The organism is Bartonella sp. MU37NMGALS (assembly GCF_042194015.1).
Lineage (GTDB): Bacteria > Pseudomonadota > Alphaproteobacteria > Rhizobiales > Rhizobiaceae > Bartonella > Bartonella grahamii.
On record NZ_JBHIML010000004.1, the window covers coordinates 71,984 to 91,838 of the forward strand.

Consider the following 19,855-nt stretch of genomic DNA (forward strand, 5'->3'; position numbering starts at 1 on the left):
TGTAAAATATTAAATATGTTAATATTATTTCGATCAATTTGTTAGCATAATTATAACAAAAAATTGCTGATTCAATAGTTAGTAAATTGATTTATAATGATTATTTTTTATGTTGAGTGATGGTCCTGAAAATCTTAAGCTTTTCTCATTTCAAATCTATTTAGAGTAAATTAGTTTAAATCTTCGCTTACACATTACAAACGAGGGCTAAAGTGTGAGTAAAAAACGATTGAAAAAGAAATAAAAATTTTCTTATTAATCCTTTCAAATGCAAGGATTGTTGCGACATTAAGAGGAAAAAGTGTGTAGTGGTTTCAGCTTATAGCATTGACGTAAATTTTGATATGAATACGGTAAATATAGACAATGAAAAGCACCACATTTTTCTTAATTGATAAAGAAAAATATCTTTCCGTAAAAGGTGGTTTTGGAAAATAATCGATTAAATTGTGAAAATCCGCTTCGGTTTAAATAAACTTTTATCGAGGGTGCCAATGGCAAGAAGTTGTTCCTTATAGAGGACAAAAATCTCATCTTCATCAAGAGGTGCTTTGTGATGACTCAAGAGGATAGAATGACCCTTTATAATTCTCTGTGCTTGAGTTTCATTAAGGGTATAATGCGGGAGGCAGTCCAATGCGGCGCTTGTTTCAATTAAGAGCTCATCGAGTGTTGAGAAGTTTTTTTCAAAAGAACGATTATTTTCATCTGTAGTGTTTTTATTTGGCAGAATGGCCGCTTTTAGTTCGTCCCATGTAATGAGATCTTCTTCATCAAAAGGTGCGACGGAAATACGTCTTAAATCAGCAATATGTCCATAGCAACCTAGATCACGTCCCATATCGCGTGATAAAGAGCGCACATAAGTTCCTTTTCCGCAGGTTATTTCAAAGACAGAGTGCTCTTTGGTAGGCATTTCTAATAACTTGAAAGTTTCTATTTCCACTTCACGGGGTGGAATTTCAACAACTTCCCCTTCACGCGCTAAATCATAGGCACGATTTCCGGCAATTTTGATTGCTGAAAATTGTGGAGGTGTTTGCAAAATAATACCTGTATATTGAGGAAGAAGAGCAAGTATTTCTTCTTGTGTTGGACGTTTGAGAGAAGTTTTCGTTATTTCCCCCTCTAGATCATCTGTTGAACGCTCTTGTCCCCAAGCGATATGAAAACGATAAGTTTTTTTGCCTTGCATCACGTAAGGGACGGTTTTGGTTGCTTCGCCCAATGCAATGGGAAGGAGACCAGAAGCAAGAGGATCAAGCGTACCCGCATGTCCTGCCTTTTGTGCATGAAAGAGCCTTTTGATTTGTGAGACAGCTTCTGTTGATTTCATACCTTTTGGTTTATCAAATATGACCCAGCCAGAAACAGGACGCCCTTTTTTTTTGTGTTGTCGCGCCATATCTTTAATCCTCATCTGTATCACTATGGTGAAGATCGCGTGCAACCTCAGGCAAGCGAAGGAGGGCTTCAATTTTTGAAAAATTATCAAAACTATTATCAAGTCGGAAACGCAGTTCTGGCATATATTTCATTTGTCGCAACGCATGACTGATTTCTCCACGGAGAAAACGACTATGTTTATTGAGGGTATCAACAACATCGGTATGAGAAGCATTTTTAGGAGTGCAGAGAGGTGATACAAAGCAAGTAGCAATTTTTAAATCTGGTGACATGCGTACTTCAGAGACAGAAATAACAATATCTTTCAAGATATCATCAAACAAAATATCACGTTGTAATATATGCGCTATTGCATGACGTACTTGCTCTGCTACTCTAAGTTGCCGTTGTGATGGATTTGCATTTTTCATCAAAATTCTATCCTTGCTACAGGACCTCTTTTTTGACCATTTAGATAAGGAAAAAGAGATTTTTTCTATAAAACCTAATAACTTTCTTCATTTTACAACAGAGTAAAGTTATTGGATTATTTTATAATGTGCGATTAATATGTTCGATACGGAAGGTTTCAATGATATCTCCTGCGCGCATGTCTTCATAATTTTCAAAGGCTATTCCACATTCTTGACCACTTTGCACTTCATTGACTTCATCCTTAAAGCGTTTGAGTGTTTTAAGCTTTCCTTCGTGAATAACGATATTATCGCGGATAAGGCGAACACCTGCTCCTCGTTCTATTTTACCTTCTGTAACACGACATCCTGCAACTTTTCCAATTTTTGTAATGTTAAAGACTTCTAGAATTTCAGCATTACCAAGGAAAGTTTCACGCTGTTCTGGTGAGAGTAATCCAGACATGGCAGCCTTGATATCGTCAACAAGATCATAAATGATGTTGTAATAACGGATTTCAATTCCTTGTGTTTTAGCAAAATCACGTGCTTGCTTATTAGCTCGAACATTAAAACCAATTACAGCAGAGTTAGAAGCTTCCGCAAGAGAAATATCACTTTCGGTAATCCCTCCAGCACCAGAATGTACAATACGCGCACGAACCTCATCATTTCCGAGTTTTTCCAAGGCTGAAGCGATTGCTTCAATTGATCCCTGTACATCCCCTTTTACAATAAGAGAAAATTCCCTAACACCAGTCGTTTGCAATTTTGTCATCATTTGTTCAAGAGAACCACGCGAACCAGTTTGCCGCGCAACAGCTTTATCACGTGCTAATCGTTGACGGTATTCAGAAATTTCACGTGCTTTTGCTTCATGTGTGACAACAGCAAAACGATCTCCGGCTTGTGGCGTTCCTTGCATGCCTAAAATTTCAATCGGTGTAGAGGGAACGGCTTCTTTGACATGGCGGCCATGGTCATCAATCAAAGCACGCACACGACCCCATTCATTTCCGGCAACTATAATATCAGAAGGGTGTAATGTACCTTTTTGAACAAGAACTGTTGCAACAGATCCACGTCCGCGATCCAATTTGGCTTCAATGATAACGCCCTCTGCAGTTCGTTGAGAATCTGCTTTCAGATCAAGCATTTCAGCCTGAAGAAGGATAGCTTCGAGAAGTTTATCAAGATTTTGACCAGTTTTAGCAGAAACTTCAACGTCCAAAGTTTCTCCACCCATAGTTTCAACAAACACTTCATGTTGTAGAAGTTCTGTACGTACTTTTTGTGCATTCGCAGCTGGTTTATCAATTTTGTTGATTGCAACAATGATGGGTACACCAGCAGCTTTCGCATGATTGATTGATTCAATCGTTTGGGGCATAACACTATCATCAGCGGCTACAACGAGAACAGCAATATCGGTAACACGAGCTCCACGTGCACGCATAGCCGTAAAAGCAGCATGTCCTGGTGTATCAATAAAGGTAATTTTTTGACCGTTTTGTTCTACTTGATAGGCACCAATATGCTGCGTAATACCTCCTGCTTCGCCAGAAACAACATTTGCTTTACGAATAGCATCCAAAAGAGAAGTTTTTCCGTGGTCAACATGGCCCATAATGGTCACAACAGGAGGGCGCTGCTGCATGTTTTGGGGATCATCTTTTATATTAAAGATACCTTCCTCTACGTCAGATTCTAAAACACGTTTAACAGTATGACCAAATTCAACAGCGATGAGTTCGGCAACATCCGCATCAATAACATCGCCAGGTTTCATCATTTGTCCTTGTTTCATCAAGAATTTAATCACATCAACAGAACGCTCAGTCATACGTTGTGCGAGCTCTTGAATGGTAATCGTTTCAGGAAGAACAACCTCGCGAGAAATTTTTTCTCTTGGTTCTTGATTTTGTGCACGCTTAAACTTTTCCTGTCTACGCCGCATTGCAGCCATTGACCGCCCACGTGCGCTTCCTTCTTCATCTAATGCACTATTCAGAGTTAGCTTTCCGCGTCGCCGTTCATCAGCTCCTTTGACAACTTTTGGTACACGTATTTCTGATTTAGCAGGATTAGCACGTCGACTATGCCGTTCGTCCTCTTTATTTTCATCTATTTTGCGTTTTTCAACTAAGGTTGTGTTTTTAGGCGCAATAGGAATAGCTGTCTTTTCAATGAGAGGGGGAACAGGTGGAGTCTGTACTGGCAATATTTCTTCTTCTTGTTGGAGATGTATTTCTTTTTCTTTAATTTCTTGCTGTAAAATTTCTTCACGCTCTTTAGCGCGTCTTGCTTCTTCTTCGGCTTGTTCTCGCGTTATTCTTTCTTGGGTATGTGCTTCTTCTAACGCGCGAAGTCTCGCTTCCATTTCAGTCGATGAAAGATTGCTTTTGGCCATAGATTCTTGAGGCTTTTTTCCCTCAAAACGCGGTTTAGAGCGCTGAGGGGCCACATGCGGCTTTGTAATGGGCTGTGGGGTTTCAGCTTTTTCATCAGGTCGCGTAATTTTACGCCGTTTGGTTTCGACAACGACAGCCTTCGTACGGCCATGACTAAAATTTTGTTTGACCGTGCTCGTTTCCAAGACAGACCTCTTGAGAGTTAGTGTCTTCTTGACTGTTGTTTTGTCGTTGTTATTTTCACTCATTGTATTTCCTTCACGGCTTGTGCCGTCATCTCACTAGGCTTACTATGCTTGTCGTCACGATAGCTGATCAATTTATATGTCGTTTTGAGAAATCCTTCGGCAGCTTTTGTATCCAATAAGGCCGCGTGCATTACAGGATTAGAGCCAAAAGCCACTCGCATTTCATCACTTGTAAATAAAGATATGGTTTTTATAGTCCAATTTGTTTGTTGTTGTATTGAATGGATGGCTTGTGCAATTTTTCGTTTTCCATCTTCTGTTGTTTCTTTAGCATGGAGTACAAGAATAACTTTACCAGAGCGGATAGCAGCATCAACCTTTGTTGCTCCCATAACAATTGCTCCCGCTTTTCGTGCCATGGAAAGGCTTGAAAGAGCGGCTTTTAGTAAAAGCGTATCAACAATATGCACAAGATTTGGCGCAACCTCAACATCTGTTTTAAAATTTCTATGAAAAGCTTTCTGTTTGATTGCTTTCTCAATAATAGCGTGATGGGCAGAAATCCAAACGCCACGCCCTGGTAAATTCGCTTTAAGATCAGGAACAATTTGGTTATTGGGACCAATAACAAAACGGATCAGCGTTTGTGCTGAAGCATTTTTTCTGGTCACAATGCAAGTCCGTTCATTCATTTAAAGTGTATCCACATCCAAATCATCTGTTTTTTCATTTTCTGCAGAATTTTCATCTTCTACAGGATTTTCTGTAACAAGATCAGCTTGGTCTATCCAGCCTGCTTGTACACGTGCGGCTAAAACCATAGCTTCTGCATCCGCGCGTGTAATGTCAAAAGGGGTTAAAATACCAGAAAAATTCTGTGTTTGACCTTCTTTGCGTTCTCTCCAACCAGCTAAATCATCAACGGCATAGCCAGCAAAGTCTTCTATTGTTTTTACACCATCCTCACCTACAGCAACCAACATAGCACTTGTCATTCCAGGAAGTGTTCGCAATTCGTCAGAAACTCCGAGCTTTTTGCGTTTTTCATCGAGTTCTTTTTCTTGATGATCAAGATATTCTCGGGCACGACTTTGGATTTCAGCGGCGGTATCATGGTCAAAACCATCAATAGAAGCGATCTCTTCAAGATCAATATAGGCGATTTCTTCAATAGAAGAAAAACCCTCTGATGCCATAACTTGTCCGATCATTTCGTCAACCTCTAAGGCTTCCATAAACAATTTACTCCGTTCAGTAAATTCTTTTTGACGATTTTCAGATTCTTCCTTTTCCGTTAAAATATCAATGTTCCATCCTGTTAGTTGCGAAGCCAAGCGAACATTTTGTCCACGTCGTCCAATAGCAAGGCTAAGTTGATCATCTGGCACAATAACTTCAATCCGTTCAGCATCTTCATCAAGGATGATTTTAGAAACTTCAGCAGGTTGCAGTGCATTAACGACAAATGTTGCCGCATCAGGCGACCAAGGAATAATATCAATTTTTTCGCCTTGTAATTCAGCAACAACAGCTTGTACACGACTTCCTCGCATTCCAACGCATGCTCCAACAGGATCAATGGAACCATCGCGTGAAACAACGGCGATTTTAGCCCGTGAACCTGGATCACGAGCAACAGATTTGATTTCTATAATACCATCATAAATTTCTGGCACTTCCATAGTGAAAAGTTTTACCATAAATTGGGGATGTGTGCGTGAAAGGAAAATTTGCGGACCACGCGTTTCACGGTGTACATCATTGACAAAAGCACGAATACGATCTCCATAGCGGAATGATTCACGAGGAATTAATTCATCACGGCGCACAATAGCTTCACCACGTCCGAGATCAACGATAACATTACCATATTCCACACGCTTAACTGTACCAGAAATAATTTCACCAACTTTATTTTTGAATTCTTCATATTGCTGATCACGCTCTGCGTCGCGTACTTTTTGTACAATAACCTGTTTAGCAGATTGTGCTGCGATACGTCCAAAATCCATAGGAGGTAAAAGATCAGCAAAAAAATCACCAATTTTTGCTTCTGCTTGATGTTTAAGAGCATCAGACAAAGTAATTTCCGTTGTATAGTCTTCAACGACATCAACGATTTTAAGCAGGCGCTGTAATTTAATTTCACCTGTTTTAGAATTGATTTCAGCACGGATATTTGTTTCTTGACCATAACGAGAACGTGCTGCTTTTTGAATAGCATCAGCCATCGCAGAAATGACAATTTCACGGTCGATTGACTTTTCACGTGCAACAGCATCTGCAATTTGCAGAATCTCAAGCCTGTTAGCGCTTGTAGCCATCAATTTTCTCCTTCTTTGTGCCACACGATGGGTATTTCCCAGTGATATTATTTTTTGAAATTGAGCGTCTGTATAGAGTCGTTAGCTTTCTCTTCAGCAATGAATTGTTGACCTAACTCTTTATTTTTTTTCAATGCATCGCGAATAAGCTCATCGGTAAGCACTAAATGCGCATTTATGATATCACAAAAGGAAATAGGGGTATACATGGCTTCTCCATAAGCAGCTTTATCAGTGTTTAAAATAAATCCATCTTGCGTGATATTTGTAAGTGTCCCGCGAAATTTTCGGCGCCCATCAATTGTTATTTTGGTTTCAATTTTTGCAAGATGCCCTTGCCAATGAAAAAAGTCAGATTTTCTTACCAATGGACGATCAATTCCAGGTGATGAGATTTCTAAATGATATTTGCGTTCAATAACATTTTGTACATCAAGGAGGGGGGAAACAGTTCGACTAACAGTTTCACAATCTTCTACGGTCATAGAACCATCGGCACGTTCAACCATAATTTGAAGTGTTAAACCATTTTGACCAAGAAGTTTCACACGAACCAAACGAAAACCTAAAGGTTTAAGTAGTGGTATGACAAGAGCAGCAACCTGTGCTTCGATACCATCTTCTTCAAACAGGCGTGGTTCGTCAAGATTGCTTATTTTTCCAGCTTCGTTCATACATTTTATCCAAGTTGGTTTCATCAGTTTTATGATATTAAAAAAGAGCGGGTCCAACGGCCCACCCTTCATCATAAGACCAAGAATTTAACTATTGATACTCTTAAATTCAAAATTTTTCAAGTTGTTTATGAGAAAAGCGCTTGATCATTTATTTCTTGATAAAGGTAAGATAGGCAGGTGTTCGTCCTTCGCGTAAAGCTTTTGCTTCATAGCGGGTTCCTTTCCATAGTAGATAAGGGAGTTTCCAGTCTTGAGGGCTTTCTGCTTTCCATTCAAAGTGATCATGTTGTGCACAATGGTACAAAGTCCAGTTTACATAACTGTCTATATCGCTAGCAAAGCGGAATTTTTTGCCTGTTTTAAGAACGCGCGCAAAACGATTAAGATTTTTTATGTTGATGAAACGTCGTTTCCAGTGTTTCTTTTTCGGCCAAGGATCAGGGTAGAAGAGGTCTATTCCATCGAGTGATGCATTTGGGAGCCAATCAAGGAGGCGTGTAGCATCATCATCATAGAGTCGGAGATGATTTTGATGCTGTGCATGCTGTTCAAGAGACATTAACATTTTTGCCATGCCATTAATGAAGGGCTCGATGCCAATAAAACCGGTTTGTGGAAAATATTCCATTTCATGAAGTAAATGTTCACCTCCACCAAAGCCGATTTCAAGTCGAATTTCTCTTACTTTGCTTGAAAATAAGGATGTAAGGTTTGAGGGAGGAGGGACATTTAAATCAATGTTAAGAGTTGGGAGAAGCGTTTTTATACGGATAAGCTGACAGTTTCGTAATCGTTTTCCTTGTCGGCGTCCAAAAAATGCTTCACTCTTGCGTGTATTATATTTAATCATGGAATTTGGATCATTGTTTGAAGCGTTTTCACGAGATCAGTTTTTTCCCATGAAAACGAACCATCGTGTTTTGGTTTTCGCCCAAAATGACCATAGGCAGCTGTTTTCGCATAAATAGGTTTATTGAGGTCAAGATGTTTTCGAATGCCGGTAGGTGAAAGGTCCATTATTTTGCGAATGGCTGCTTCAATAACTTTTTCATCGACTTTTCCTGTTCCGTGAAGATTGAGATAAATAGATAAAGGTTGTGCAATACCAATTGCATAAGAGAGTTGAATAGTGCATCGCTCTGCTAAATGAGCCGCAACAATATTTTTAGCCAGATAGCGTGCCGCATAGGCTGCAGAACGATCAACTTTTGTTGTATCTTTTCCTGAAAAAGCACCGCCTCCATGGGGTGCTGCGCCTCCATAAGTATCCACAATAATTTTGCGTCCTGTTAATCCGGCATCGCTTTGAGGACCACCAATGACAAATTTTCCTGTTGGGTTAATATACCAACTGCATTGAGCTGCAATGGGAATGTCATGTAAAGCTTGACGAATGTAAGGTTCAACCACTGTACGTACCTTGTTGGAATCCCAGCTTTCATCGAGGTGCTGAGTTGAAAGAACAATGGATGTGACCTCTATCGGTTTTCCATTTTTATAGCGTATGGTTATTTGGCTTTTAGCATCTGGTCCTAATTTTCCAGCTTCTCCCTCTCCTTTATGACGGGCTGCGGCAAGAAGTTTGAGAATTTTATGCGCATAATAAATTGGCGCAGGCATGAAATCAGGTGTTTCACGGCAAGCATATCCAAACATGATGCCTTGATCACCTGCTCCTTCTTCACCATGCCGATCCGTAGCATTATCAACCCCTCTTGCTATGTCAGCTGATTGAGGGCGCAAAAGAACATCAATTTTAACAGTTTTCCAATGGAATCCTGCTTGTTCATAGCCAATGGTCCGAATAGCACGGCGCGCTGCTGTACGAAAACGCGTAGGATTAATGAGTGGAAAGCCAGTTTCATCATAGATAAATTCTTTATTTTTATCTTTTTTTAATAGCGTATCGGGGACACGCACTTCACCAGCGATAACAACACGGTTGACACTGACGAGAGTTTCACAGGCAACGCGTATTAACCATGGATCAGTACCAGTCTTTTCAGCTTCTTTATAGATCATATCAACGATTTCATCGGAAATACGATCACAAATTTTATCAGGGTGTCCTTCCGATACCGATTCGCTCGTAAAAAGATAATCTTGATGCGGCATAGGAACTCCTTCAAAAAAGAAAATCAACGATTTAATTAATTGCTTACTAAAGTTGTCACGATTTGCTAATTCTACAGCAAATCGTCAATGAAAATTTATATGAATAAAAGAGAAAAGATATAATTTAAATTTATAGCTTATTTGTCAAATCTTCCTCAGAAAGTGCTTTTGCCAAATCAATAATTTTTCGACGCACTTTAGCATCAGATATATTTGTAAAAGCGCGCATGAGCTGAATCCCTTCGCTGCTAGAACAAAAGTCTATAAAATTGTGATCATTTTCAGCAAAACCCTCTACTTGTTGGGAGGTAATACCTTTATCAAAAAAGTAAGAAACAGGAACATCCATAATTTCCGCTATCGCTTGAAGACGACTGGCACCAATACGGTTTGTTCCTTTTTCATATTTTTGGATTTGCTGAAAAGTAATTCCTAATTTTTCACCTAGTTTCTCTTGAGTGAGTCCTAAAATATTACGACGTAAGCGGATACGAGTTCCAACATAGATATCTATAGGGTCAGGTTTTTTTCTAGTTTCGGTCATAATGCAACTCTTTATTTCCAGCACTTTTATTCTAAACCAACATCATATTTACGCGCAGCTGATTTATCATATAATTAAAATAATATGTAATATTTTTTCCCAATATTACTGGTAAACGCAACATAATACCGTACAAAGGGCACTTGAATCATTTAAGCTGTTTTGTAGAACCAAAACCAACACGGCACAATAGCATAAGGATGAATAAGATAAAAGTAGAGAAAGTTCTGTATTCATTGCTTCCTATAGGGGTAATGGATGATGGAACTTGTGAATCAATAATGCCCACAGCATTTTGTTGAAGAGCTACAACGATTCGTCCATAAGAATCAATAACAGCTGATATTCCGTTATTGGCTGCTCGTATGAGGGGGATTCCGAGTTCAACGGCACGAAGTTGTGCTTGTTGAAGATGTTGATAGGGTCCTGGTGTTACACCAAACCATGCATCATTTGTAATATTAATAATTGCTTGAGGCGGGGAGCCTTTAAAAGTCATTTCATGAGGAAATATTGCTTCATAACAAATCAAGGGTAGATAAGAAAATCCGTTTGGCATTGTAACAATTTTGCGCACACTTGCAGCACTATATCCACCAATATTATCGGCAAGGGTACGCAATCCAATTTTTTTCAATAAATTCTGATAAGGAAGATATTCACCAAAAGGAACCAAATGAAGTTTATCGGAAGTATTTAAAATATTACCTTGAGCATTAATGACTGCAATTGTATTAAAATATTGTGTTTGGGAATGAGGTAGATCATTGCTGGCTCGTATTGCTCCGATAATAGCCCATTGTTTAGGTTTTAAAAGAGAGGCAATGCGCATTGTGATAGATGAGTTATCATAGAGAAGGTAAGGAACGGAAGCTTCGGGCCATACGATAAAATCGGGTTCTGAATTTTGATCGGTTGTTGGCATTGCACTTAGATTCATATGCGCTTCCAACATAGCTTCTCGTGTATTATCACGCAATTTTATATTTTGTTGGATGGAAGGTTGAACAATGCGCACCCAATAAGAACTTTTTTGATTTTTAGCTGTGTTTTCTATAGTATGAAGACGATAAAACCCAAAACCACTGTGAATGAATATAAGTGATAAGCAAAGAGAGAGTGCCACTTTCTTTTTTTCATTTGTTAATAAAACAGTTGGCAAACTGTAGGCTAAGACAGCAAGAATATTCATTCCGTAAAGTCCCACGATTGCATCAGATTGCATGAACATTGGGGTTGGCATGGCTGTATAGCCAAGAGCATTCCATGGAAATCCTGTGAATAAAAACGCACGCAACCACTCGGACAATCCTAATGCAAAGGCTAAAACAAAAAAGCGTGCTATTCCTTTTGTCCATAATAAACCGACAATGAAACCAGAAAAAAACCAATAAAGAGAAAGGTAGAGTGGAGGAACTAAAATGGCTAATGGGACTGCCCAACCAAAAGAATCTGGATCTGTTAACAAAGCATTGCATAGCCACCAAAGTCCGCAAATAAAATAACTAAAACCAAAGGTTCCACAGCTTAAAGCGTAAGTAAAAAAATGTTTTTTATTGTTTTTTGCGTCCCGTATTGAGTCCAGCAAAACAATAAAGAGAGGGAAAGTTAAAAAGCAAAGAGGTGTCAAATAAAAGGGTGGAAGTGCAAAAGAAGTAAGAGCACCACAGAGAAATATCCATGCTTGGCGCTTCCAACCGGTAACAGAGGACAAAAAAACGATAAAATTGTTTAAAAACGCTGGACTATTCTTTAGGGATGACATTGTTCTCAAGATTCTCATTTTTTGGAATGCGAAAAATACGCAATCGCTTAATCCGGCGTTTATCAGCTTCTAAAATACGAAATCTATAACCAGGTACAGCTTCGACAATTTCACCTTTGGCAGGAATGCGATCAAGAATGGAGACGATCAAACCACCAATCGTATCAACATCATCACCATATTCCCCTACGATAAAATCAGGACCAAGAGCTTTCTCCACATCTTCTAGTTCAGTTCTTGCATCAACGAGCCATTTATTGTTTGGTTCACGTACGATAGCATTGTCGACATTATCATGTTCATCTTCGATATCACCAACAACCAATTCAACAATATCCTCCATTGAAACGAGACCATCTGTTCCCCCATGTTCATCAATAACTAAAGCCATTTGAGTTCGTGTAGTTTGCATTCGTGTTAATAATTTGCTTGCAAGCATGGAACTTGGAACAAAGAGAACAGTTCGGATCAGATCCAATTCACCGATTGGGGTATGTAAGTCTGTATGGTTTAATTGAAGCAAATCGGATTTCTGTTCGGTTTTTGTTGGGCTGACAATAAAGCGAGTCATATAGTTAAGAATATCGCGGATATGAATCATGCCACGCGGATCATCTAAAGTTTCAGCATAAACAGGTAAGCGAGAATGACCAATTTTTGCGAAGCATTTAAGGGTTTCTCCAAGTGAAGTGTTTATTTCCAGTGCTTCGATTTCAGAACGTGGTATCATAACATCATCCACGCGTGCTTCACGTAAGCGTAAAATATTATGCAACATAGTACGTTCTTCAGGTGAGAAGAGGGCAGTGTCTTTTTTATTGTCAGTCGTGAGTGCAACGGTAAGATCATCGCGCAGTGATGTAGACACACAATTACGACCCCGTAAAAATGAAAACAAATGATTCATCAGAGAATATTTTTCTGTATGATTCGTCTGTTGAGAGGTTTTTTTTTCATTATTAGAAGATGTTTGACTATTATTTTGTGCATTTGTTTTGTTTGTCATGGTTTTGAAATCTTCTAAACTTTCTTTTTATAATTAGGTGAATGAGAGGCTTTGAATGGTATGCTCGTAATATTGATTTTAAAAGTTAAATTTTATCATTTATAGACAATTCAGCGTAAGGATCTTTTATGGAAAGCTTTTGCAGAATTTCTCTTTCGAGCTTTTCCATTTGATATGCTTCATTATCAGTTTCATGGTCATAGCCAAGCAGATGCAAGATACCATGAACAATCATATGCGTTAAATGGTCTTGAAATGTTTTTCCTTGTTTTTCTGCTTCGAGAACAACAGTCTCTCGCGCAATAATAATATCACCGAGCATGGGACCAGGAGGATTTCCAGCTTTAAGTGGAAAAGCAGGAAAGGATAATACATTAGTAGATTTGTTTTTGTTGCGCCATTGTGCATTGATTTGTGCCATATGTTTATCATCCGTAAAAAGCAGGCTAATCTCGCTTACAACATTTTCCAATGAAACATGATGCATAGTCGTCATTAATGCTTTTTCAGTGATATTATAAAGCATTTTCTCATCATTCCACCCTGCGCTTTTGACCATTATATCAATAATAATCATGATGAATCAAATTCATTTTTTAATGCATCGCATGCGAATGATTTTTTTTTATTTTGTATTTCGGAATCACGATCATAAGCACGAACGATAGCAGCAACAAGTGGATGGCGTATAACATCTTCTTCATCAAAATGTACAATTGCAATATTTTCTACATTTGAAAGAATGCGAATTGCTTCAATGAGACCTGATTTTTGCCCTGTAGGCAAATCAATTTGGCTTACGTCACCGGTAACAATCATACGTGTTCCTTCACCAAGACGTGTGAGGAACATCTTCATTTGCATGGGCGTAGTATTTTGTGCCTCATCAAGAATAACAGCAGCATGGGCAAGTGTTCGTCCGCGCATAAAGGCAAGAGGAGCAATTTCTATGACACCTGAAGCTAAAATGCGCTCGACTTTTTCAGCGGGCATCATATCATAAAGGGCATCATAAAGTGGTCGTAAATATGGGTCGACTTTTTCTTTGAGATCACCGGGGAGAAAACCAAGATGCTCTCCAGCTTCAACAGCCGGACGTGAGAGAATAATTCGCTCAATGATACCACGTTCTAGAAGCATAGCAGCATGAGCAACAGCAAGATAAGTTTTGCCTGTTCCTGCTGGTCCTACACCAAACACAAGTTCAGTATGCTCCATAGCGCGTATGTAAGCATCTTGTGTTGGAGTTCTTGCATGAATTATTTTTTTATGGGTACTCAACCGTGCTGGTATACGTTTCGTTGCAGATTTTTGTGTTATTGTGTCTTCTTTCTGCTTCTTTGGTATATTTGCCATAGCAATCGCTCCTTTTATATCTGATAAAGTGAGCTCTTGATGTGTTTTGGCACGTTCATAAAGCTGCTGCAATACATATTGCGCACGTTTTATAACAGAAATATTTCCACGGATTAAGATTTCATTACCACGCGGATGAATACTAAGTTCGAGTTTTTTTTCGATATAAGCGAGATTTTCGTCAAATTTACCAAAAACTGCGTTTGCATATTTGTTATTTTCGAAAATCAAAACAACGTGGCTCAGATTTGAAGCGTTTGTTTGTTTCAAGGTAGCAGCCTTTTCAAGGGACATATTTACTTTTTCTTTAATACGCTTTATTTTTTCGGTTGAAACTTTCAGCCTATTCTCCATATCTACGTAAATATTGCACATTTTGTTAAGTAAATTTTATAAAAGACAATTTTTACAAAAAGTGCACGCTTTAGATGTAATCATTTTCTTTTAAAATAAAAGAGTTTTCCAAAATATTTATTTTTGAACAAGGTTTTAGAAGCATGTTTATCTATTTGTCACTTCACCAACAAAACTGTTTGAGCTTGCATTTTTAATATGAATTTCTATCACGCTACCTGTAGAGGCTTCTGTATCGACAACAGCAGGTAAAAGCCAAGGGGAACGCCCTACCATTTGCCCTGAGTGACGTCCAGGCTTTTCGATGAGAACGTTCGTTTTTTGATCAATTTTAGAACGCAAAAACGCATTTTGTTGCTCAAGGAGAAGGGCTTGTAAATGTTGAAGTCGGGCATCTTTTACAGATTCATCAACATGATTTTTCATTGTGGCTCCCACTGTTCCAGGACGAGGGGAATATTTAAAAGAATAAGCTGAACTGTATTGTACTTGTTGAATAAGTTTAATGGTTTCTTCAAAGTCTTCATCTGTTTCTCCAGGAAACCCTACAATAAAATCGCCTGAAAAGGCAATATCCGGCCGTGCGGTTCGAATTTTTTCGATAAGATGAAGATAATGAGAGCTTTTGTGTTGGCGGTTCATAGCTTTTAAGATGCGATCTGAACCTGATTGAACAGGAAGATGGAGGTAAGGCATTAACATATCAAGATCTCGATGCGCGGCAATAAGGCTATCATCCATATCACGTGGGTGGCTAGTTGTGTAACGCAAACGCTTTAAACCATCGAGTTTTGCAAGATGATAAAGAAGATCGCCAAGACGCCAAGTTTTGCCATCAGCACTTTGTCCATGCCAACCATTGACATTTTGTCCAAGCAACGTAATTTCTTTGACACCCGCTTCGATGAGTTGAAGGGCTTCTTCAGTAATTTGCTCAACGGATCGTGATATTTCAGCACCGCGTGTATAGGGCACAACACAAAAAGTGCAAAATTTATCGCAGCCTTCCTGTACTGTTAAAAATGCGCTAACGCCTCGTTTTCTTACTGCATGTTTATTATGGGGCGGCAAATGAGCAAATTTATCTTCAACAGCATAGTCTGTTTCGATAAATTTTTTTCCTTGTTTGGCTTTCTCTAATAATTCTGGCAAGCGATGATACATTTGCGGACCAATAACAAGATCCACTGTTGGAGCACGACGCAAGATTTCACTTCCCTCAGCTTGTGCAACACAACCTGTTACACCAACCATCAGGGGTTTATCAGGTGTGCGTTCTTGACGCATAACGCGCAAACGACCGAGATCAGAATAAAGTTTTTCTGCTGCTTTTTCACGAATATGACAGGTATTAACAAGAATAAGATCGGCATCGTTGGGAACTTGTGTTGTCACATAGCCTTGCAAACTGAGACTATCAGTCATCCGTTGGCTATCATAAACATTCATTTGACATCCATAGGTTTTGATAAAAACCTTTTTCGGAGCAACAGGAGACGTATTTTTAGGATTTACTTTATTCATAGCGCATGTGTAAATGTTTTTTACACAAATCTCAATCTATTTACTTAAAAGTTTTTTGCATGATAATTGCATCACCACGACCATTTTTTGACGGGTAGTAGGCAAGACGTTCAGAAATTTTTTGAAATTCAAAGCGTTGATAAAGGTTCAAAGCAGAAAGGTTTGTGGTTTCTACTTCCAAGAATAATTTTATAGCGCCTTTGTTGTGAAGATACTGAACTGTGCTTTCGATAAGAAAGGTACCAATTCCTTGTTGACGATAATGAGGGTGAACAGCAATTGTGATGATTTCTGCTTCATCAATGATGAGACGGCATAGGCAAAAGCCTAAAATTTGATCAGAGCGATTAATGAGAAAAACTTTGTATCCGAAGATAGAGTGATCTGTTAAGAAATTATCAAAAGCTTGTTTTCCCCAAGAAGGGGTAAAACAATGTTGATGAATTTGATGAAGAGGAGCACTATCATTAACTTGTAGCGGAGCAATTCTAAAAATCTTTTTTGTCAATGAAAACTTGGACATTATTTTTTTTGTGGTAAAGCAAAATTGGTTTGTTGTTTTACATCAGCGCTGCGTAGATAGAGTGGGCGAGGCGAATTTTTTGATTGTTTGTTTGCAGCAAGATAAGCATAGTTTATAATATCAGCCGCTTCGCAGGGGATGTTTTCTAGGACAATTTTTTCGTTTATTTTATGGTTTTTAATATGCTCCACAACGACATCAGCAGCTGGGCCCGTCAGACGGGTTTTTTTTGGCAAATCGTCGAGGATATTTTCAATTGTTTTTAATCCCGGCGCTCCCAAAGGTGTGAGATCATTATGAAAATTTTGATGATAGAACATCTCTCTCCCTGCTTCAATGACAACAGTAATTGCTGATGCTGTACTTTTACTGTTTATGACTTGTGCTGCTAACGCTTCAAGAGCACTCACTCCAATAGCTGGTATCTCAAGTGCTAATGCCAAAGCGCGCGCTGTTGCAACACCGACACGTACACCAGTAAATGATCCAGGTCCAATATTGACAGCAATACGCTCAACTTGATCAAGCGTCATATTGGCTTGTGTCATTATTTGTGTAATCTGGCCAATAAGTTTTTCAGCATGCCCTTTATTCATGCGCTCATTGATACGCGCAATAACAGAGTTATGACGAATAAGCGCAACAGCGCAATAGATTGAAGCAGTGTCTATGGTAAGGATAAGCATAAAAATATTGTAGTTGAATAATATGATAAACAAAAGGCCTGCTGTATTTTTTTACTCTTTTTTATTTTACATTTTGCAATAGTTAAAATAACTTATAAAACAAATAGATAACACTGTTTTTTAAGTTTTGTATTATGTCTTATCAATATTTAATATTCTTTTCCTTATTGAATTCAGGGGAGATTTAATTTTCATTATGCTTTGTTGTATAACAGAGTAAATAACAACCATTTGAAGGGAAGAAATCGTAAGATCACATTTTTTTTCCCAATAAGAGCATATTCATCAGCCTTTTGTAAAAACTTGATTTTGGTTAGAGTAGAGTTTTTTATGAATGATGTATTTCAGTATTATGATACTCAGTTATAAGCAATTTGATAGCTTTCTGCACTATATTAAAGCGCATTAAATTTTTTGTATAGAATGATAGCGAATTCTTTGAAATTTTAGTCTAGTTTGGTGAAAAGGCTACCCCAATATTAGCAAATATTGGGGTTTATTGTGTACTACATTGAAAAAAAGCAAAAGTATTTAAGGGCTATTTCAAAATATTATCTGATTTAAATCGATTAATTTTATCATGATCAGACTACAAGCTCCAAGGGTGAGTATGGAGCAGGTTGAAGCTAAGATAACACGCCATCCTGCTTTTTTCAATGAGCGAATATCAACGCCTAGTCCTAATGCTGCCATTGAAATGACGGTCAATAACTGAGCAATTAGTTTGATGGGATTAAGTGCTTTTTCAGGGATAAGATCACTTGAGCGAACAAGCATCATAAGAATAAATCCAATAATAAACCATGGGACAAGGGTGTGTAGACGCAGGCGTGTTTGTGCTGATCGACGATAGATAATGGATAGGATAAAAATAACAGGTCCCAACATGAGAACACGTACTAATTTGACAATTGTTGCAATTTGAATGCTCACGAAAGATATTGGCGCTGTTGCTGCTAAGACCTGTGGTACGGCATAAACTATCATGCCAGCAAGCACACCATATTGACTAAATGACAAGTTCAAAAATAGATATAAAAAAGGGAGAAGTAAAATAATAACAACTCCTAAAAGAGCAGTAAAAGCAATTGATGCAGCTACTTCTTCGTGTTTAGCTTTAATGATAGGTGCAACGGCAACGATAGCTGAGTTACCACAAATAGCATTTCCGCAAGCAACGAGCATTGCTAAATGTTTAGAGAGCCCGCAGATTCGACCAATGGCAAAGCTAAGGATAATCATTACGCATATAACGAATATGATGCTAGAAAGTAAATTCCAACCGGTTGAAAGCACTGCGTTAATGCTAATGCTTGCTCCTAGAAGTACGATAGCAATTTCAAGAAGTGTTTTGGCACAAAAAGTTATACCTTTTTGAAAATATGTTGGCAAAGTAAAACAACTACGGGTAACAGATCCTAAAAGAATTGCTAAAACAAGGCTTTCAAGCCATGCTTGCCCAAAAAGCTGCTTTTCCACGACTTCTAAACCATACGCTAAAGCTGATATGAATAAACATACTAAAATACTAGGACTAAGGTCGTTTAAAAATGAGAACTTTTTCTTTAGCATTTGAATAGTCCCCCGTCATTAAAGAGCTAAGAGTAAAGAGGAAAAAGTTTTAAAGATTTGTTCGTGCTTGTACAGCTGCCGCTAAAGTTCCATCATCAAGATAATCAAGTTCGCCTCCTACAGGAACACCATGAGCAAGTCGCGTAATTTTAACTGAAAAATTGGAAAGCTGATCGGTGATATAGTGAGCAGTTGTTTGACCTTCGACAGTCGCATTGACAGCAAGAATAATCTCCTTAATAGGGTTTTGTACAACACGTTGTATTAAGGCGGCAATGTTGAGTTCGTCAGGACCTATTCCATCTAAGGGAGAAAGTCGTCCACCCAATACATGGTAACGTGCGGCTAAAGTTTTTGCGCGCTCAAGAGCCCACAGATCAGCAATATCCTCAACAACAATAATTGTTGTATCATCGCGGCGAGGATCTGTACAAATTGAACAAGGATCAATGGTATCGACATTTCCACAAACAGAACAAATGCCGACTTTTTCTATAGCTGCTTGTATAGCTGCTCCTAAAGGCTCCAGCAATGTCTCCTTTTTTTTGATAAGATGAAGCGCAGCACGACGTGCTGAACGTGGACCAAGACCTGGTATACGTGATAAAATCTGAATGAGACGTTCAATCTCAGGTCCTGCAATGTATTTAGACATATTTTCGTCCCACGGGGAAAAATCCGTTTCATGAAAATGGAAGCTTGAAACCTGAAGGGAGCGGTAACCCTGCCGTTATACTTTTGGTTTTTTCTTCTATTGCAATTTCGATTTTTGTTCTTGCTTCATTATAAGCTGCCATAATGAGATCTTCGAGAATTTCAGCTTCCTCAGGGTTGAGTAATGAAGGATCAATTTGAATTGCTGTTATAATATTTTTGCCACTTAAAGTGATATTGACAAGACCACCCCCTGCAGTGCCAGTAGCTTGCAGATTAGCTATGTCGTCCTGAATCTTCTGCATTTTTTCTTGCATTTCTTTGGCTTTTTTCATCATGCTCATCATTTCACGCATA

19 protein-coding genes are annotated in these 19,855 nt (G+C 38.6%); all 19 read right to left on the minus strand.

The window, feature by feature from the left end; translation table 11 throughout:
* Positions 1–442: 442 nt before the first annotated feature.
* Positions 443–1,405, minus strand: a complete 963-nt coding sequence (gene truB, locus ACFIJP_RS03785; protein ID WP_375625629.1) for a tRNA pseudouridine(55) synthase TruB — start codon at positions 1,403–1,405, stop codon at positions 443–445.
* Positions 1,406–1,409: 4 nt separating this feature from the next.
* Positions 1,410–1,817: a 30S ribosome-binding factor RbfA gene (gene rbfA / locus ACFIJP_RS03790; RefSeq protein ID WP_375625631.1), complete on the minus strand. Its 408-nt coding sequence runs from the start codon at positions 1,815–1,817 to the stop codon at positions 1,410–1,412.
* Positions 1,818–1,938: 121 nt separating this feature from the next.
* Entirely contained in the window at positions 1,939–4,458 is a 2,520-nt protein-coding gene (gene infB / locus ACFIJP_RS03795) for a translation initiation factor IF-2 (protein ID WP_375625633.1), read from the minus strand.
* On the minus strand, positions 4,455–5,090 hold the full coding sequence (locus ACFIJP_RS03800) for an RNA-binding protein (protein WP_375625635.1): 636 nt from the start codon (positions 5,088–5,090) through the stop codon (positions 4,455–4,457). Before ACFIJP_RS03800 ends, infB begins: the two co-directional genes overlap by 4 nt.
* Positions 5,091–6,722: a transcription termination factor NusA gene (nusA, locus tag ACFIJP_RS03805; protein ID WP_375625637.1), complete on the minus strand. Its 1,632-nt coding sequence runs from the start codon at positions 6,720–6,722 to the stop codon at positions 5,091–5,093.
* Between the two features lie 47 nt (positions 6,723–6,769).
* Positions 6,770–7,420 carry a ribosome maturation factor RimP gene (gene rimP, locus ACFIJP_RS03810; protein ID WP_375625728.1) on the minus strand — a complete coding sequence of 217 codons (651 nt, stop codon included), beginning with the start codon at positions 7,418–7,420 and terminating at the stop codon, positions 6,770–6,772.
* 127 nt (positions 7,421–7,547) lie between these two features.
* On the minus strand, positions 7,548–8,249 hold the full coding sequence (locus ACFIJP_RS03815; RefSeq protein ID WP_375625639.1) for a tRNA (guanine(46)-N(7))-methyltransferase TrmB: 702 nt from the start codon (positions 8,247–8,249) through the stop codon (positions 7,548–7,550).
* Positions 8,246–9,514: a methionine adenosyltransferase gene (metK, locus tag ACFIJP_RS03820; protein ID WP_375625641.1), complete on the minus strand. Its 1,269-nt coding sequence runs from the start codon at positions 9,512–9,514 to the stop codon at positions 8,246–8,248. Before metK ends, ACFIJP_RS03815 begins: the two co-directional genes overlap by 4 nt.
* A gap of 130 nt (positions 9,515–9,644) precedes the next feature.
* A complete protein-coding gene (locus tag ACFIJP_RS03825) occupies positions 9,645–10,058 on the minus strand; it encodes a helix-turn-helix transcriptional regulator (protein ID WP_330168649.1) in 414 nt (137 codons plus the stop codon).
* 148 nt (positions 10,059–10,206) lie between these two features.
* Positions 10,207–11,841: an apolipoprotein N-acyltransferase gene (gene lnt / locus ACFIJP_RS03830; RefSeq protein ID WP_375625643.1), complete on the minus strand. Its 1,635-nt coding sequence runs from the start codon at positions 11,839–11,841 to the stop codon at positions 10,207–10,209.
* On the minus strand, positions 11,804–12,829 hold the full coding sequence (locus tag ACFIJP_RS03835) for a hemolysin family protein (protein ID WP_375625645.1): 1,026 nt from the start codon (positions 12,827–12,829) through the stop codon (positions 11,804–11,806). Before ACFIJP_RS03835 ends, lnt begins: the two co-directional genes overlap by 38 nt.
* Before the next feature lie 85 nt (positions 12,830–12,914).
* The gene (gene ybeY / locus ACFIJP_RS03840) at positions 12,915–13,406 is read right to left on the minus strand and encodes an rRNA maturation RNase YbeY (protein ID WP_375625647.1); all 492 of its coding nucleotides are present in this window, start codon (positions 13,404–13,406) and stop codon (positions 12,915–12,917) included.
* Positions 13,403–14,527 (minus strand): PhoH family protein, encoded by a 1,125-nt coding sequence (locus ACFIJP_RS03845; RefSeq protein WP_375625730.1) that lies wholly within the window; start codon positions 14,525–14,527, stop codon positions 13,403–13,405. The genes ybeY and ACFIJP_RS03845 overlap by 4 nt, the downstream gene beginning before the upstream one ends.
* Before the next feature lie 159 nt (positions 14,528–14,686).
* Positions 14,687–16,063 (minus strand): tRNA (N6-isopentenyl adenosine(37)-C2)-methylthiotransferase MiaB, encoded by a 1,377-nt coding sequence (miaB, locus tag ACFIJP_RS03850; protein ID WP_375625649.1) that lies wholly within the window; start codon positions 16,061–16,063, stop codon positions 14,687–14,689.
* A gap of 40 nt (positions 16,064–16,103) precedes the next feature.
* A complete protein-coding gene (gene rimI, locus ACFIJP_RS03855) occupies positions 16,104–16,586 on the minus strand; it encodes a ribosomal protein S18-alanine N-acetyltransferase (RefSeq protein ID WP_375625651.1) in 483 nt (160 codons plus the stop codon).
* Positions 16,586–17,272, minus strand: a complete 687-nt coding sequence (tsaB, locus tag ACFIJP_RS03860) for a tRNA (adenosine(37)-N6)-threonylcarbamoyltransferase complex dimerization subunit type 1 TsaB (RefSeq protein ID WP_375625653.1) — start codon at positions 17,270–17,272, stop codon at positions 16,586–16,588. The genes rimI and tsaB overlap by 1 nt, the downstream gene beginning before the upstream one ends.
* A 543-nt stretch (positions 17,273–17,815) precedes the next feature.
* Positions 17,816–18,844: a YeiH family protein gene (locus ACFIJP_RS03865; protein ID WP_375625654.1), complete on the minus strand. Its 1,029-nt coding sequence runs from the start codon at positions 18,842–18,844 to the stop codon at positions 17,816–17,818.
* A 49-nt stretch (positions 18,845–18,893) separates the two neighbouring features.
* Positions 18,894–19,499: a recombination mediator RecR gene (gene recR, locus ACFIJP_RS03870; RefSeq protein WP_375625655.1), complete on the minus strand. Its 606-nt coding sequence runs from the start codon at positions 19,497–19,499 to the stop codon at positions 18,894–18,896.
* A gap of 28 nt (positions 19,500–19,527) precedes the next feature.
* On the minus strand, positions 19,528–19,854 hold the full coding sequence (locus ACFIJP_RS03875) for a YbaB/EbfC family nucleoid-associated protein (protein WP_375625657.1): 327 nt from the start codon (positions 19,852–19,854) through the stop codon (positions 19,528–19,530).
* Position 19,855: the final 1 nt, after the last annotated feature.